Origin of the sequence: Pontiella agarivorans (assembly GCF_034531395.1) — a bacterium.
GTDB classification, from domain to species: Bacteria; Verrucomicrobiota; Kiritimatiellia; order Kiritimatiellales; family Pontiellaceae; genus Pontiella; species Pontiella agarivorans.
Genome location: NZ_JARVCO010000004.1, coordinates 37,843 through 55,576 on the forward strand (window position 1 = coordinate 37,843; position 17,734 = coordinate 55,576).

At 52.0% G+C, this 17,734-nt stretch carries 12 protein-coding genes; 2 read left to right on the forward strand and 10 right to left on the reverse strand.

Annotated features, from left to right (window positions below; genetic code table 11):
* Positions 1 to 92: 92 nt before the first annotated feature.
* The 5 genes from P9H32_RS03905 to P9H32_RS03925 all read right to left on the reverse strand — a co-directional run bounded on the left by P9H32_RS03905 (position 93) and on the right by P9H32_RS03925 (position 6,879).
* Complete coding sequence (locus tag P9H32_RS03905; RefSeq protein WP_322607563.1) at positions 93 to 389, reverse strand: hypothetical protein; 297 nt, start codon at positions 387 to 389, stop codon at positions 93 to 95.
* Positions 390 to 414: 25 nt separating this feature from the next.
* Positions 415 to 2,334, reverse strand: coding sequence for an autotransporter outer membrane beta-barrel domain-containing protein (locus P9H32_RS03910; RefSeq protein WP_322607564.1), 1,920 nt, complete (start codon positions 2,332 to 2,334; stop codon positions 415 to 417).
* A 637-nt stretch (positions 2,335 to 2,971) separates the two neighbouring features.
* Complete coding sequence (locus P9H32_RS03915; protein WP_322607565.1) at positions 2,972 to 4,000, reverse strand: glycosyltransferase; 1,029 nt, start codon at positions 3,998 to 4,000, stop codon at positions 2,972 to 2,974.
* The gene (locus P9H32_RS03920) at positions 4,000 to 6,237 is read right to left on the reverse strand and encodes a polysaccharide biosynthesis tyrosine autokinase (protein ID WP_322607566.1); all 2,238 of its coding nucleotides are present in this window, start codon (positions 6,235 to 6,237) and stop codon (positions 4,000 to 4,002) included. Before P9H32_RS03920 ends, P9H32_RS03915 begins: the two co-directional genes overlap by 1 nt.
* 120 nt (positions 6,238 to 6,357) lie before the next feature.
* On the reverse strand, positions 6,358 to 6,879 hold the full coding sequence (locus P9H32_RS03925; RefSeq protein ID WP_322607567.1) for a hypothetical protein: 522 nt from the start codon (positions 6,877 to 6,879) through the stop codon (positions 6,358 to 6,360).
* Between the two features lie 72 nt (positions 6,880 to 6,951).
* On the opposite strand from P9H32_RS03925, the gene P9H32_RS03930 reads away from it, so the two are divergent.
* Positions 6,952 to 8,337, forward strand: a complete 1,386-nt coding sequence (locus tag P9H32_RS03930) for a DUF2851 family protein (protein ID WP_322607568.1) — start codon at positions 6,952 to 6,954, stop codon at positions 8,335 to 8,337.
* 36 nt (positions 8,338 to 8,373) lie between these two features.
* Here P9H32_RS03930 and P9H32_RS03935 read toward each other — a convergent pair whose 3' ends face one another.
* Entirely contained in the window at positions 8,374 to 9,627 is a 1,254-nt protein-coding gene (locus tag P9H32_RS03935) for a peptidase U32 family protein (protein ID WP_322607569.1), read from the reverse strand.
* 186 nt (positions 9,628 to 9,813) lie between these two features.
* Here P9H32_RS03935 and fusA point away from each other — a divergent pair, with 186 nt between their 5' ends.
* Positions 9,814 to 11,847, forward strand: coding sequence for an elongation factor G (gene fusA / locus P9H32_RS03940; RefSeq protein ID WP_322607570.1), 2,034 nt, complete (start codon positions 9,814 to 9,816; stop codon positions 11,845 to 11,847).
* Between the two features lie 178 nt (positions 11,848 to 12,025).
* On the opposite strand, the gene P9H32_RS03945 is transcribed toward fusA, so the two are convergent.
* The 4 genes from P9H32_RS03945 to P9H32_RS03960 form a co-directional block, all read right to left on the reverse strand.
* Positions 12,026 to 14,503 carry a sulfatase family protein gene (locus tag P9H32_RS03945; RefSeq protein WP_322607571.1) on the reverse strand — a complete coding sequence of 826 codons (2,478 nt, stop codon included), beginning with the start codon at positions 14,501 to 14,503 and terminating at the stop codon, positions 12,026 to 12,028.
* Positions 14,504 to 14,735: 232 nt separating this feature from the next.
* Positions 14,736 to 15,506 carry a hypothetical protein gene (locus P9H32_RS03950; protein ID WP_322607572.1) on the reverse strand — a complete coding sequence of 257 codons (771 nt, stop codon included), beginning with the start codon at positions 15,504 to 15,506 and terminating at the stop codon, positions 14,736 to 14,738.
* Positions 15,507 to 15,525: 19 nt separating this feature from the next.
* Positions 15,526 to 16,641: a hypothetical protein gene (locus tag P9H32_RS03955; RefSeq protein WP_322607573.1), complete on the reverse strand. Its 1,116-nt coding sequence runs from the start codon at positions 16,639 to 16,641 to the stop codon at positions 15,526 to 15,528.
* A 309-nt stretch (positions 16,642 to 16,950) separates the two neighbouring features.
* On the reverse strand, positions 16,951 to 17,733 hold the full coding sequence (locus P9H32_RS03960) for a PEP-CTERM sorting domain-containing protein (RefSeq protein WP_322607574.1): 783 nt from the start codon (positions 17,731 to 17,733) through the stop codon (positions 16,951 to 16,953).
* Position 17,734 lies beyond the last annotated feature (1 nt).

Genomic DNA, 17,734 nt, shown 5'->3' on the forward strand with positions numbered 1-17,734 from the left:
CGCTTACAAACAAAGAACAGCCGGATTTAAGACTGTTCTCGCAAGAATACAATCCATTCACCACTGAACAAGCGGTTTCATCTATGAAAGAATTAATCCGTCAGGAAATGACCAACCCATTTCCCGTAGACATATTCGCCTTTCGAGGAATCCCAGAGGCCGATCCAGTACCATTTGCCCCACTCCGGAACCTGAAATTCGTAAACTCCAGCATGATCATAGGTCTCAAAACTGCCCATCCAGTTCTGGGCCGCATCATCCCAGACACAGACCAGATGTGTACCGCTGACAGCCGGCAGTGCCAATCTCTCGGTCGGCAGACCGATTTCTCCCGTGAACGCCTGCAGACAGAAAAATGCTGCAATCCATGTTATCCATATTTTTTTCATTGCGTACTCCTTAATCATTAAACGGTTATAAGTGCATCCAGCCGGCCTGTATCTCGGTTGATTCACCGCTGACGGTGTTGGTTTCATAGATCGAAATCCAATACCACTGCGTCGGATCTTTACGTTCGAAGATAATTTCCTCTTCAAAAGGCCCCACAGTATACCACTGATCTGCAGTCTGTTCATACACCGTAGCCATCACCGTCTTTCCCTCAAGATCAATCAGCGGGTAAGTGATCGTGGTATCGACATAGCGCACATTCATCTCATGCCCGGCCTGGAAACCGGCGTACGATGCCGTAACAGAGAGCAGCGAGTCCTCTTCAACATTCCCTGCAGACAGAATGCCGGATGAAATCGAGGCATTGCCCGAAGCCACCGACCACGAGGCAGAAACCGTATTCGTCGTGCCATCAGAGAATGAAGCCATGCAGATAAGTTCTGCATCGTCGAGCTCCCACATCGTATTCGTACCCTCAATCCATATTCCCGTGACCACAACCGGCGGTGGGACAAATTTTATGCTCACAGCGATAGAATCGGAAAGATTCCCGACATTTGCCGTCACAATGATGCCCTCATCCTCCAAAACATTGCCCGCCGTCAGCCAACCGTCAGCACCGATCACCGCATTTGAAGAATTCACACTCCAGACCGGAACTACCGTGCCGGATGTCCCATCGGCGTAGTATCCGATACAGGTATAGCGGGTGGAAACGCCTTCATCCACAATGACCGCCCCGGACACCACAATGGACTCCAGATCGGGCTCAACATAAAGTACCGATATATTCAGCTGCGCGGTTTTTCCTCCGTAGGATGCGGAAAGTCGGGCACTGCGATCTTCCGTTACATCTCCCGTACTGACCAACCCGCCGCCGCTGACCGAAATATAGGATGACGATTCCTTCCAGGAAGGCGAAACTGTTTTCTGCGTACCGTCTGAATAATAAGCCGTGCAAGCGTATTGAGCAGACGACTCCTCGAATATGGAGGTCGGGCCGGCAATTGAAATGCTTTCGAGCGCAGGTGCCACATACGTGATCAAAACGGAATGCGTATCCGCAAAACCTCCATAGCTGGCCCCAACCGTTACCGCCTGATCGCTTAGCACATTTCCGCCGGTTAGAACGCCGGTGGATGATAACGACGCATAGGGAGAATTAACACTCCAGACCGGCTCCACAATGCTCGAACTACCATCCGAAAACTGAGCCACACAACTCAGATCAATAGAAGACCCTTCGGATACCGATACACCGCCGGCAATCATGATACCGACCAATTCCGGCGGAATATATTTAATGGTTAACGCCACATTAGCTGATTTTCCACCAAATGCGGCATAGACCAGCATCTGCGAATCGGAACTCACATCGCCGGCGGTCAACCGTCCGGCGGAATCAATCACGGCAGCCGAAGATGAAACACTCCAGTCCGCATCCACCGTCCGGGAACTGCCGTCTGAATAGGAGCCATTACAGGTGAATGTCGCGTTGGCCTGCTCATAAATCTGGGCCGGTCCCTGAATGGTTAATCCGGTAAGGGTAGGCACAGAGTCAATGACGGTGATTTCGAGACTCGCTGTTTCGCCATCATATATTGCGGTTACAGTGACCGTTTGATCTTCAATAAGATCATCAGAAGTCAGGGTGCCGCTACTATTGATGGCTGCGAAATCGGCATCCACAGACCAAACGGGTGTTATTATTGCGCTGCTGAGATCGGAGTATTTTGCCGTACAACTGAACTCGGCGGCTCCATCCTCATCCATCGAAGCAGGTCCGGAGATTTCAATTCCTGTAAGCACCGGCGCAGGCGGACCACCCGCTGGCGGAGACGGAATATCGATCGCCCACGCTTCAGTGCCCAGAATAAAAACCGATAGCGTGAGTAATCTGACGGCACCAGCCCCGAACCGCCCTTTCATTATCTTTTTATACATCGAATTCTTCCTATATTGATGTTCACACGTATTCCACTCTGCCCCAAGAGTCTCGACGGGACGGTTTGGTTGCCCGCCGAAGAAATACGTATGACTTCTACAGCATTCACTATGCCAATCTAGTCGGGGTATGTGTGCTGCGGAGGAAGAATTCAGTCGTTCTCAGATCAGGCTCTAAAATACACCTGCAGATATACCCTACAGCGGATCGCGTTCTGATCCGGCGGCTTCGCTATCTTAACAACTTCTAAATAATCTATTGAATGTCAGCAAATTTTTGTTTTGGCAAATATGAGAAAAATTAGTGTACGCCAAAAAACCTATAATACGTCATGTTTATACGCCCAAAAACCTGCGCACAAACTCTTTAAAACACCGTAAACTTGTTCCATTCTCCCTTAATCCATAAGGACTTACGCGTAAACAGACATACCCCAGTCTGTTAAGCGGATGTGTTTACTAAACCGTCCACTACACGTCAATTTTTAAAATCGATTAGTTGCCGGTCCCCTCTCATACTCGGCATAAAAAGGCTCTCAATCCTTCTTCCGAACCCGTTCAGAGAATCCAGAATCCATCATATGCAAGCTGTACGGATGCTGTTCGCATACGAAAAAAGATGGAAGAACTGATATTATTACAGCCTCAAATGATTCCGGATATATCTCATCTGGAACAGCACAGCAACAACAGGGCGGAACAGCGCACTCCGGTTGATCCTGAAAAGCAACTTTTCAACCCCTTCAAATGCGTTGCTGTGCGAAGCATGCAGCTTTTCCAGCTCATGGATATCTCCACTAAGCATGGCGTATCGATTGGAGTTTTTAACCTTATAGGCCATCAACTCCCGATTGGGCAGGTTATAGCGGCTGATCAGCCTGAGCCCCAGATCGGCAGTATCATTAACAAATTCAAATTTTTTTAACGCTGACAACGAATTAGAGGTCGATTCCTTGGTAATTCTGTAAAGAGCCAGCGCTTCGTCCATATAATGGAACCTGCCCCGCCGCAACAACTCACACCATGTTTGGGTATCCCCCATCGGGTAAGTAAGAAAAAGCTCTTCACTTGAATCAAAAATATCCAGAACATCTGACGTGCGGGCCACCACAGAACTGGCGGCAATTGCATAGCGACACAACAAAAGGTCAATGATCGCCTTCTCTTTCTCCTGTTTTACGCAGGGTTTTATCCCGCGCTTTGAATTAAATCCATGAATCTGCTTCCCTGTAACCTCATTTGACTTATCAAAATCTGAATGAACGAGCGATACACCGGGATCCGCCGCCAAAAGATCAACCTGCTTCTGCAGCTTTTTCTTGCAGATCCAAGCATCATCCCCATCGCAAAAGGCAACATATGTTCCGCAGCACTCCCGGGTGGTTTCAATGTAGTTATACACCCCCTGGGATTTAAAACGCTCCCGTCCTGCATCCTCTTGTGTCCGGAGAAACAAACGGATTTTTTCCGGATGGCGCTCCGCGTATTCAATACAGATTTCCCGCGTCCCATCCGTCGATCCGTCCTCTCCAAGACAGATTTCATACGAAAAATCGGTCTCCTGATCCAGAATACTGTCCAGACATTCACGAATGTACGGGCCGTTGTTATATGTAATAACCGAAACACTGACTTCCGGTTTATCTGTACGAATATCAAAATTCATCACTCTGCAGTGTCACTCACATAACTTTTATAGCTGTGGCCATAACCGTATCCCTCTGCACCGGAAAATTTTCCGGCCAACGAATAGGGCACATCATTGGCAATACAGCCCAGGATCAGCACATCAACTTCCAGCAGACGCGACAGCATCGACTTCAGACTCCTCATATTGGTTTTTCCTACACGGGACACCACAATAACAGAATCCACATACGAAGCCAGAACCACACCATCCCCCACCGGTCCAATCGGAGGTGTATCAATGATCACCCGGTCATATTCACTCCGTGCCCATTCAACCAGCTCCGCCAACTCTTTGCGCCCCAGCATTTCTGCCGGATTTACATTTTTCAAAGGCCGACTGGTAATCACATCCAGATTTTCAATCATATTGTGTGAAACCAACTGACGGTGCTCCATTCCCTCGTGGCGGGAAGAGAGCCACTCCAGCAAAGAAGGATGCTCTGAAGGAATCTCAAATATATTTCCCACCTGAGGACGCCGCAAATCCGCATCAATCAACAGTGTTTTCAACCCATTGCGGGCCAGACTGATCGCCAGATTACACGAAGAAATAGTCTTCCCCTCGCCGGGGCCCGCACTGCTGACCATCAAAACCTCTGACTGTTCTTTAAATTTTTCAGAAAGAATATAGCCATTAATTCCAACAAATACTTCAACCATGGCCCCGAAGCTGTCCACAATACCCGATTTCGCAATATCCGCACGGGTCATATATTTACTTTCACGGGGAAGAATACCCAGCACATGCAGCCCAAGATCCTTCAAATCGGTCACACTGCCGACCCGGTTCATCAAGAACTCCATCGCTACCGCCAGCCCTGCACCCAGCACACCGAACAGAAAAACGGTGATGATCACAATTTTCTTTTTATCCGGAGCAATCGGAATACGCGGCACCGCCGCTTCCCGCAATACCTTCACAAACGCAGTATCCTGCTCTGCCGCCAACCGGGTATTTTCCGTACGTTGCAGCACCGAGCGGTACGATGCCTCTGCAGTATCCCGCTTGCGCTCCAGCTTCAGCAATTTCCGCTTCCCGTCGGCAATCTTTTTATCCAGGTCACGCAATTCCGTTTCAATTTTCACCACCCGGCCTTGCATCTGACCGATTTTTGTTTTCAGCAGCGTCAATTCATTCTGAATCGCCTTCCAGGACACTTCAATAAACTGATCCAGTCTCGCAAGTGCCCGCTCCTCCGCTCTTTTCGCCTCCTGATACCGCGGATGTTTCTGTGTATATTTTTCAGAAACACGCTGAAATTCATCCAATGCCGTCTGCCAGGTTCCGAGCAATTCGTAGAGTTGCTGCTCTTTCGGAAGTCCCGTCGGCAACGTTTCAATACTGCGGCCCGACTCCTCCCATTCGGAAAGGTAATTATATTCCGTCTGCCTTAAAGCCAGCTGGTTTTCAAGTCCCGCTTTCTGCGCTTCCAAATCGGCCAGAATTGCCCCCAGACTCTCCCGCCGCTGCTCCAGCGTCGTAATCTGAAAAGCCTGCCGTTTATCCGCCAGCTCCAGTTCGACGCCCTCCAACTCCTTACGAAGCACCTCCGTCTGATCCACCAGCCATTTCACGGCGCCGTCAGAAAGTTCTTTATTATCCCGCTCCATCAAAAGACCGGCCGACTCAATCATCACATTCACCAGTTGTGCGGCAAATTCGGGATCCGGGCAGCGGAATGAAACATGCACAATATTGGCATTGCCCTGCTTATACCAGCCGACCTGACGCACCCAATACGCCAAATCCTGAACCCCGCTCCACGCAGTACGCTGCAAATACTCTTCTTTAGAATATTTGCTGAAATAAACCTCCGAAGCGATCTCCTCCATAGCCGGTGACCCGAACTTGGCAAAACGTGTATTGAAAATCACATCTTCACTCAGCGTGCCCCCGCCCTCTTCCAGGTTCACCTCCGTCTGAATGAACTGCGGCCGCTGAATACTCATTTCAATCTCAGCCTTCGCCTGATAGACGGGAACCGCAAATATCGCCCGGATGATACCAACCAGGATGCCGAGCACGCCGAAAATCACAGGGACATACCAGCGGCGCAATACCATAAAGAGCAAGCGCATCGGCTTTAACCCGCCGCTTCCTTTCAGATTTAACGGTGCAGGTTGATGCGGAGCTCCATAGGGCCCGGCCGGGTCCCCCGGCGGCGGAGTGTGCGGCGCCCCATAGGCCGGAGGCGGCTCATTTCCAGAAAACATAAATTATCACCTTATTCATCGACTCAATCCCTAAACAAAAAATATGTGCAAAATGCTCAAGTAAACGGTCCCAAAAAACAACATTAAAGCAACATCTTTGCCAAATCAAAAAAACGAGCATTATTCAACCAGTTCCGACAACATCCGCTCCACATGCCGTTTCAACTTCACCGGCGGCTTATCCATCAGCACAAAAACGCCCTCGGCATTCATCCGGGCATACGATTTCCACCCGTTGGAAGTCCGCCACGGCATCGTAACATTCTCCAAAGCAAGCCCTGCACACTCCTCACCCAGCCCCAGCTGTCCGCAGGTCCAAATGCATTTTTCCTGCGTCATACCGATCCGCTGCACACACTCAAACGCAAAATATTCCGATGCCTGCTCATCCATCACCTTTTTCGGATTCAAATAAGGATTCCTCGGCGGCGGCAGTCCCGCCGGCTTCATATTTTCATGCGCATACCTGTAAAAACCCCTCATCAACTGAATCGCCCGGTCAATCACTTCCGATTTTTCAACCAGCAGATCGGGCTCCATACCCGCCCGTTGAGCAATCACCTCGTAATCCGTCACCCCATCCATTACCGCCTTCAACACACGGTCCGCCTGCACACTCTTCATAAAATTCATTCTAATCATCAAAGGCTCCGAATCAACGCTTTTACCATTAAACCCATTGCCAGCTTTATAAGTTTTATTTATTCTGCGCAAATGAGTCTAAGCCTCCAGACATTGGAAACCGTATTCCCCCGGTCGGCACTTTACCGAAACGGGAATACCGCCGATGCCGTACACGAATCCTCCCTTCCCTTCGGCCGCTTTCCCTGGCGCGAACGCCACCTCCAATGCCTCTGGGCCGACTCCCGGAACCGCCCCGCCAAACTCACAACCTCCGATGGTGAGCCGGTTACCATCGAACACCCCGGCCACTGGAATCTCGAACCCGGTCCCGACTTTCTCAACGCGGTCCTGCTCATCGGCCAGGAAAAACGCCGCATCACCGGTGACCTCGAAATTCACATCCACCCCAACGGCTGGAAACAGCACGGCCACGCCCACGATCCAAATTTCGATCAGGTCCGCTTCCACATCGTCTACTTCCAGGGCCTGGAAATTCCCGGCCTTATCCAGATTCCCCTACAGGAAACCCTCGCCGCCAACCCACACTTCTCCTTCGAAAACATCGACACCGCCGCCTTCCCCTACTCCATTCCCGCCGGCGACTTCCCCCTGCACGGCATCGACCCCGACCGGAAAACCGAATTTCTCGAAGCCGCCGGCGAAGAACGCCTCCTACTCAAAGCCGAACGCCTCGCTCTCGCCATGCAATCCCGCGATCCCGAACAGGTCCTCTGGGAAGAACTCATGGCCAGCCTCGGCTATAAAAACAACAAAGCCCCTTTCCGCAAACTCGCCGCCCTCCTGCCTCCCGCCCGTCTGCAATCCCTCGCCGAAACCCCCGACCAGGCCTATGCCCTGCTCCTCGGACTCTCCGGCCTCCTGCCCAAAAACCCCGACCCGCAATGGACCCCCGCTTCCAGAACCTTCATACGCTCCGTCTGGGATTTCTGGTGGAAACAAGCCGACGAACTTCATGAACGCACCCTGAATAAATCCGACTGGACCCTCGCCGGTATCCGCCCCGCCAACCATCCCGTCAGAAGATTAATGGCCGCCGCCCACTACGCATTTAACATCGCTGACTTTAAAGACAATTTTAAAAAACTGACTCCGTCAGCCTCCAACCATTGGAACACCCACATCAGCTGGAAAACCCCATGCAAACCCACCGCACTCGTCGGCCAGGCCCGCGCCAACGCCATCATCACGAATATTCTCATCCCTTTCCGGGCCGCCACGGAAAATTCCTTCGACCTCAATCAACTCCCGCCCGAACCCGGCAACAGCATCATCCGCCAAACCGCCTACACCCTCTTCGGCCCCGACCACACCGCAAAAGTCTATAAGTCCGCCCTCGCCCGCCAGGGCCTCATCCAGATCTTCCACGATTACATAATCACCCACCGCCTTGATGAACTGAAAATGCTGTTTAGAGAAACGCAGCCCTCCATGCCTGATCAACCGCAGGGAGAATGACCCCCTCAGCTTTCAATACCTTAAGCTCCGCTGAGCTCAAGCCACAACCGGCTGCAACAGAAAGACCTTATCATTGCGGCGGACTTTTTCAGGAACCCTGAACGTCACCATGTCATTTTTCACAGCACGGTCCGCCGGCTTTCCATCGACGCGCAGCTCATTCAAATTAAACTGCACAGCCCCGGTGGTGGGTCCTTCGATCAGAATTTCACACCCCGGCTTCAGCTCGTGCTGCCAAAGCCTGAATTCCGCAATGCCGATTTTCGCAAAGTAATTGGTGACCAGCCCCTGCTCAACGCGCTTGTGCGTCGCCTGCGAATGGCCGCTCGCCGCCCACTCGCCCATTTTTTCACCGCAATAATAGCCGCCGTCCCAGAAGCCGCGATTGAACACCTCGGCCAGACCTGCTTCCAAAGGTTGGAAATGTTCGGGCTCAAACGTTCCGTCTTCGACCGCATCCAGACCGCGGCGGTACGCCTTGGTCACTGTGCTCACATACTGCGCCGTACGCGCACGCCCTTCCAGCTTGAACACCGTCACGCCGGCCTCCGCCAGTTTGTCGAGATGCGGCAGGGTGCACAGGTCCTTCGGCGACATAATATATCGGTTCTGCACTTCCAGCTCATCGCCCGTATCCACATCCACCAGCCGGTAGGCCCGCCGGCAGTTCTGAAAACAGGAGCCGCGGTTGGCCGATTGGTTGTAGCAGCCCAGACTCATATAACACTTGCCGGAAATCGCCACGCACAGCGCCCCGTGCGCAAACAGCTCAAGCTGTACCGGCTCGCCGCCGGGCCCGCGGACATCATCCTTGATAATCCCGTTCCGGATCGCCGCAATCTGCGCAAGCGTCAGTTCACGCGCCAGCACCATCACGTCGGCATAGCGTGCAAAAAACTTCACCGCACCGATATTCGAAATATTCGCCTGCACCGAAATATGAACTTCCAGCCCGATCGAATGCGCATACTCAATGGCCGATATATCGGACGCGATAATCGCCGACAGGTTCGCCGCTTTCGCCGCGTCGCAGAGGGTCCGCATGATCTCAAGCTCTTCGTCATAAACGATCACATTCAGCGCGAGGTACGACTTCACTCCGCACCACCGGCAGATGCGCGCGATACGCCTGAGATCGTCCAGCGTGAACGGGCTCGCCGCGCGCGAACGCATATTAAGCTGGTCCACCCCGAAATAGACCGAGTCCGCCCCGCCGCGGATCGCCGCCGCCAGCGAAGCATACGACCCCGCCGGCGCCATCAGTTCAAATCTGGAATTCTTTTTATTCATGGGCGGGACACCATAGAAGCTGCCCGCGTTTCATTGCAACTCATCTGAACATTGAAAAGGCATCAGGTCATACGGGATTTGATTTGATTAAAATGTACACTTCGGTATTTTTTGAAGCATCCCGCTTCAGAAGCCGCGGGGGCGGCTAGGAGGACCGGGGAGGCAAACACCAACCGGAGAGGAAATATGAAAAATATTCCCATTGATAACGTCCGCAACTTCGCTCTAATGGGCCACACGGGTAGCGGGAAAACCTCACTGATCGACAGCATCCTGTTCAAGCTCGGTCAGGTTGATCGGGTGGGTTCTCCGGAAAACGGTACCAGTGTGGCAGATTGGACCGAGGAAGAAAAAACACATGGTATGACCATCTGGGCCAAACCCTTCGATGGCGTCTACACCGCAGCATCCCGAAAAATCCGCCGGCTCGTCATGATCGACACGCCCGGCTTTGCCGACTTTATCGGCCATAAAATCTGCGCCGCCGAAATTACTGATGCGGCACTCATCACCATCGATGCCGCCGCCGGCATCCAGGTCGGCACACAGCGCGCATGGAAATCTGCAGAAAAACGAAACCTGCCCCGCGGCATTGCCATTACCTGCCTCGATAAAGACGACACCAGTTTTGATGATATGCTGATGGAAATCAAAGAGCGCTGGGGCGATGAGCGCTGCATTCCGATGGTGCTGCCCACGTCCGACGGCAAAGCCGTTGATATTCTCAACACCCCGTTCAGCGAAATCCCCGACGAACTCAAAGAACGCGTAAAATCGATTAAAGACCACCTCATCGAACTCGCCGCCGAAACCGACGATGCTCTCATCGAAAAATATTTCAACGGCGAAGAACTCAGTGCCGACGAATTTTCCGAAGGTCTGCGCAAATCCGTTCACGACGCGCATCTTATTCCGGTATTCGCCACTTCCGTTAAAGCCGATATGGGCGTAAAGGAAACCATGGATTCCATCAGCCGCCTCTTCCCCTCCCCGCACGACTATCCCGTCAGCTGTGCCGAGGGCAATGAAATTTCGGCCGACGAAGACCAGCCCTTCTCCGCCCAGATCTGGCGTTGCTTCAACGATCCATTCGTGGGTCAGATGACCTTCATCCGCATCTATTCCGGTGTGCTGAAACCCGGCATGGAAGTCTACAATCCCGTTAAAGATCAGAAGGAAAAAATCAGCGCCATTCTGTACGTCGACGGCAAAAAAACAACCGAAGCGCAGGAGGCCAAGGCCGGCGATATTGTAGCCCTCACCAAATTGAAGAACACCTTTCTCAATGATTCCCTCTGTGCAGTTGGCTCCAGTATTAAATTCGAACCGATTGTCTTCCCCTCGCCTGTCACCGCCTACGCAGTGGAACCGAAAAACAAAGCCGACGCCGACAAAATCGGCCAGGCCCTGCACCGTGCGACCGACGAAGATCCCTCCATCCGTCTCGAGCATAATACCGAAACGCACGAACTGGTACTCTGGGGTATGGGCGATATGCATCTTGAGGTCACGCTCGAGCACATTAAAAACCGTTCCAATGTGGACATGACGCACCACACCCCGAAAGTCGCCTATAAGGAAACCATTACGGGTTCCGGCGAGGGCCATTACAAACACAAGAAACAGTCCGGCGGCCGCGGCCAGTATGGAGAATGCTATATCCGCATCCGCCCTAAATCCGAAGAGGAGCCCAAATGGTTTCTCAATAAAATCGTCGGCGGTGCCATCCCCGGCGGTTTTATTCCCGCCTGCGAAAAAGGCTTTGTGGAAGGTCTCCAAAACGGCCCGCTGGTTGGTTCAAAAGTGATTAATGTACAGGTCGAACTCTACGACGGCTCCTACCACGACGTCGATTCCTCCGAAGTCGCATTTAAAATTGCCGGCTCAAAAGCGTTACACGAAGCGATTGAAAAATCATCGCCGGTTCTGCTAGAACCGATCATGACCGTAAAAGTAGTTGTGCCCGATCAATTCATGGGTGACATCTCAGGACTTTTGAACACGAAACGCGGCCGTATTCTCGGAATGGGTCCCGAGGACGGATTGCAGGTCATCAATGCAGATGTCCCGCAGGCTGAAATGTTCAGATTCTGCTCGGAACTCCGCTCGCTTACGAGCGGACAGGGCTCGTTCGAAATGGACTTCGCCCGCTACGAGCAGGTACCGGCTCACTTGGCCTCGAAAGTCATCAGTGACGCAAAGGCCGCCAAAGAGGAGTGAGTTTGGAAAGAGGAGAAAGAGAAGAAAAAGTAAAAGAGGAAAACTGAAACAAACGTTCCGAATGGAACACCCCGCGGGCGCCCCGGATTATCCGGGGCGCCCGCCTTTTTGCCGCATTGCAAATTCCCAATGTATGGAATCCGGCAACAGGCCACTCTCGGAACGACATATGAACGCGTTACGGCAGGACGAATACCGTTTCGTAATGCGGCATACTGTTGTTCTTCCAGTCCGTTTCCTGCGATGGATTATTCCACCACAGCGGCTGCACATGAGAGGAACTCCAGCTTGCACCTTCAGAAACCAGATTGCTGAGCACCGCGGAATTGGCTCCACTGACATCGACGGTTTCGCTGATATCACTGGCTACGTCATAAAGGGCCCAACTGCTGTTACCGATCCTGAGCGCTTTCCATTGATCCTGCCGGATACCGACACTGGCGGCCGTTGTACTATAGGTTACCGTATAAATCGGCTCGCCGGGCCGGGAATGTTCAGCCGCCATCAGCGTATCCCACAGATCTTTCCCCGCCACCTCCTGACCCACGGGAATCTCCGTTCCCGCAAGACGGGCAAAGGTGGGATAAAAATCCAGCGCCGTTACCGGATAATCATACGTCACACCGGAAGGAATCATATTCGGCCAATGCATAAACATCGGCACGCGAAACCCGCCCTCGGTTACGTCACCTTTCCGACCGCGCAGTACGCCGTTATCGCCCCAGCCGCCAACCTCGTCCGAACGGCCTCCGTTATCACTGAGAAAAATAATCAGCGTATTCTCATACTGCCCGGTATCCTTCAACGCCTGTACCAGCTGCCCGACACCGCGGTCCATGCCTCGGATCAGCCCGAGCAGATTTCTTCTATAGCGATCCGGCACGTCGGCAAAAACCGCAAGATCTTCCGCTTTGGCCTGATCACGATCATTGCGTCCATCCACCATAATGGAGTGCGGTGCATTATAGGACATGAACAGAAAGAAAGGATCCGCCGTAGCAACCGCCTGTTCGATAAAATCAATCCCCTTATCGGTCAGCACATCGGTAATGTGATCCTCCGATCCAAGTGAAGTGTCCGCCACTCCGTTATACTGAGGATAACGCAGGTAATCCCAGCCACTGGCCTGGTAGGGGCCCCAATAGAGAATACCGCCTCCGAGAAAACCGTAGAACGCATCAAATCCGCGATTGTTCGGGTGAAATTCGGGTTCCTGACCGAGGTGCCATTTTCCCATCAGTCCGGTGTAATAGCCCGCATCCTGCAACATACTGCTGAGCAGCACCTCATTCGTGCTGATACCCTGGGTGGTGTAATTACCGGAACTGTCATCCGGCAGATTGAACGGTCCGCCAAAATCATGTGGATAGCGACCGGAAAGGAGGCCCATGCGGCTCGGCCCGCAAAACGGATGCACGACATACGCCGACGTGAAGATGGTGCCGTTATCAGCCAGTCGATCAAGTTCGGGTGTGGAAACCTGTGCCGTCCCATTATAGGCATTGTTTTGATTCGGCCCCGAATAGGGATGGTTGAAACCGACATCCGCATAGCCTAGATCATCGGCCAGAATGAGCAGTATATTCGGTCTCGATGATGGCGGAAACACCCGGTTCCGGAAAAAGCCCCCTTCTTCCATCCCGCCGTTTTTCTGATAGACCACTTGATTATAGTTCGGTGTATCGGAAGATTCACGGTTGGTCGCCGCCCAGATCCGCTGCCATTTCCCGGTTATCAGATTATCGGTCCATTCCGCGGTGTAGTGGATACCTGTATTCGTACCGGCAACTTCCAGACTGAAAAAATCCACAGCGGCATGACTTACCGCGAGCTCGGGAAGCTGCCCCGCATCCGCCGGATTAGTCGGATTTCCTCCGTGCGCAAACTCCATACGGTCCGAAACCCCGTCCTTATCAGCATCCGCAAGGTAATACCCGCTCAGCCCATACTGCTCAACATATACATCCCAATCGGTTTTCCCTGCTTCGATTGGAGGATTCGCAACCCCGCCTTCAACGGTTAGCATTATATTTTCCACCCGGGGATTTCCTGTGCCCGACCCGTCATCCACAAACACCAAGGCAAGATACACGGTTTTCCCGATATCCGCCGCAGTGCTGGTATAAAGAGCACTGTTCGTATGATAAGTCCACTGGCCGTTCAACGCCCGGTTTATGGAATAATCATCCGTTTCACCAATCTGCGTCATGCTCCCCGAAGTCAGCGAAGCGTCCACCGGCGCATCCGTGGTAAACAGATAGGCCCGCAGAAAATCATTGCCGCTTTCCCAGTTCGATTCTCCGCCGCCGGCACCGAACTGATACGACAGCGAAAACGTCTCACCTGCAGCCGCAATCGTGTACCCCATATCATTCACCGTCAGCCGATTATGAAAGGTATAGGCTCCGCCCGATGAAGAGTCGTCACTGCCGATCATCCCCGACGTAAAAACAAAATTCCAGGATTCATCGCCCGCCGCATGATGCCAATGCGGCGTTTCTGCATAGGTCAGTGTAATCCCGGAACCGGCCGACGCACCGTTACCGTTGAAATTTCCATTACCCCGCGTTCCACCGATAATCGTAGTTTGGGCCCATGAAGCACTGCCGGCCAACATAGCCAGACCGACCCCGGATAACTTTATAAAATCAAGCATTCCCTCCTCCTTTTTCTCGGGCTTCGCTCTATCTGACACCGCCCAATTTCACATATCAACACACATCCGATAACCGAGATTTTTGTAATTCATGTATCACCCATTACACTCCTCGCAGAACTCCTGTGCAAAAAAAACTTCCAACCATCGGATTTCTCCAATGGCTGGAAGCTGTTGCTGAGATGAGAATGTCTACCCGTCCGGAATCGCGGTCTCCCGCTGGATAAAACCTCTATTTGAACAACCAGGGATTGCCCCTATCAATGACCTCTTTCGGCCGTGAGGCCGCCACACGCACCCCTTCGTCATTGAACCGGTTCGGGTAGTGAAGCTTTTTTATATTTTCAATGTGGGCGAAAAATATTTTTTTCGACGCTTCGTACTGAATGATTTCTCCGCGCTCATCTCTTAAAATAACTACATACCCCTCATACTCAGTCCCGCGGAGTGAAGCCTGATCGGTGAGCGCCTTGGTTTGAGTCCGTACCGGATCATCGGCCCGAAAGGAATAGATGCCCTGATTTTCTTTGGTCGGCGTAAAACTGCTTTTTTCCTTACTCAGAAAAACATAATGATCGCCGCCGACTTCTTTTCCCATAGCATAGTATTCAATGAAAATTTGATGTCCGTAGTCAAATTTTGCGTCTTTCTGTTTCACCCTCACTCCAAAGGTCCAGTCAAAACTGCGACTGGGAAATACCAGATCCACAAATGGAGTCGGAGGCGGTTCGGGAACTTTTTCACTGATACGGATAAATTCGATATCAAACTCCGGCGGTTGCTCCAGCTGGATATACGCTCTGTCTTCTTCGGACAACCCGCTCAAAGGAACTTTAGCCTGTTTCCCTTTTGCTGTTTTTAAAACAATCGTAGGTCCAAGACGGTGAACATATTCCGCTTCAAAGGTCTTTCCCTCCGATGTGGTCCACATACGGACCTCCGCATAAACAGAACCGGAAAACAGCGCAGCACTCAGAACCAATAATGTACGTTTATATTTCATCACGAATGCACCCTATCGATTAATAATCTTTAAAAACGGGTCCGTTGGTTACCGAAGCATCGCCTTCGGCCAGCATAAAGTGAATGGAGTCCACCATGTCCTGACTCAACTCTTCGGTTTTAAAAATCGGCAGCGTCGGTCCCAGCATGAAAGGATTGTTTGGATATTCTTCACCCTCAACCTCCACACAGAGCATGGCGGTGAACAAACCGCCGCCGCCCTCACCGATCAACACCTCCATATCCAGCGGCTCTCCGGCCTTCAGGTCAATCCAATCTCCAACCACCGAAAGGTTATTGCCCATGGCATATTTACGGTTATCCACAGAGTCAGAATCCCACAGTGAAATCAGATAGGGCTCCGGACCTTGCGGCCAGGTTGCAAGCAGGACAACCTCCCCGTCAACCCGAACAATCATATAGTCATCCCCCTGCCCCCAGAAACGGATACGGATATCTTCAGGATAAACCAATTGCCCTTTGTAGTGGGCCAGCCAGCACCAGGAAGCTCCCCCTTCCTGACCGAAAGCGGCAGGACCTAACGTGGAGAGTTCGGTCGGAACACAGAAATGCGTGGTAAACAACCTCTTCGGAGCTTGGTAATATCTGGAAAAAACACTGCTTTTCCAGCCTTTGATCAGAAAGTTTTTCACAATATTGGCCATGGTATCGGGATCCATCGGGACCGCTCTTCCACTACGGTCACGATTCATATCATAATACGTACCGACAAAGTCATTCCCGATCGAATGCTCCGATCCGAAGAAGCTGACCTCTTCCAGATCCGGAGCCATATCAAACCCCCCGATATCTCCGGCCAGACCTTCCCCGATACCACTCATTTCCGGCAATTGAATGTCCGGCATACTCGCTTTCTGCACTTTAGTGACAATACGGGTAGTGGATTTCGGCTTGGTGCTTTTCTTCACCTTCACTTTCGGCTTTTTCAGCTTCATTTTCGGACGGTCGACCGGCTTGGGAGGTATAAACTTCTTCTCCTCTTTCTTCACAACGTTGAACACCACCAGCATACCGGCCAGCGCGAAGGCTGCCGCATGAATCGCAATACTGATTACAAATCCACTCGGGGCACCTTTCACCACCCCATTCCCTTTTTTGACGTTGCTCTTTTTCATGTTCCCTCTCACCTCTCAGAGTTTCCCTTCTCTCACAACATCTTGAATATGACCCGGATCTGAAAGGGGGCACATAGTCATTCCTGCAATAGAATCCGCTTTAATTGCACTTCTTTTTGCCTGAACTGCACTGCGGAGAAGGAGGACGCCGGAGCATTGGCCGATGGCCACGGTGTCCTGCCCTTACCGACGATCCGGCTCAACAGAGTATTCCCGAACTGCGCCGTCACAAAACGAGTATAAAAAAGGCCTCCGGAGATTGGAAATTTCCAACCTCTGGAGGCCTGCGTGTGATGATGAAAAAACGGATTACATGGTGAAACGGCGGCGAATGAAGAGTACCGCTCCGCCAAAGGCCGCCACCAGTCCCAAAGTGGCCGGTTCCGGAATGGCGTGCACTTCAAAATTATCCACCTGTACGACCCCTTGAGCAACATCGACAGTATCACCGCGTACCCACAGCGTCAGATAATCCACGGCCGAGTTATCGGCAGCCGTAAAATTGCTTCCGCCGGCTTCAAGCGAACCATCAATGTAGATTGCATAACTGCCTGCAGAAATCGTCCCGCCCACACTCGGAGCGTCCGCATCGGAGGTACTGTTATTGATGACATATTCTATGGTGTGTACCGTATCAAATGACACATCCCCCGCACTGATATCAAACCGTGCGGTATCATCGGTACCGGTACCGGCATAAGATGCATCACGACCCCGCAACCGAAACTGGCCATTCGTAAACGTTGCCGAATTCATGCGAAAGTCGAATTTGAATGTGGTTACCGCATTCCAGCCAGGATTCGGAGTCACCCCGTCGCCGCCGTCAAACAGAGCAAATCCATAACTTCCATTATCGCTTCGTGACGAAATCTCCAAATGCTGTGAGGCAAAATTTGCATTGCCAGCCACCACATTGGCATCCGCTCCAGGGCCGCCGACATCGCCGAAAGCCGAAACCCCCGCTCCGACTGCACCCACATTGCCCAGGGCCTCAGTATCGAAGTTATTGGAATATATAAGCTCCGCCGAAACCGACTGCACCAGTAACATGCAAACGGCAACCGACGGTATAATCATTCTTCTCTTCTTCATC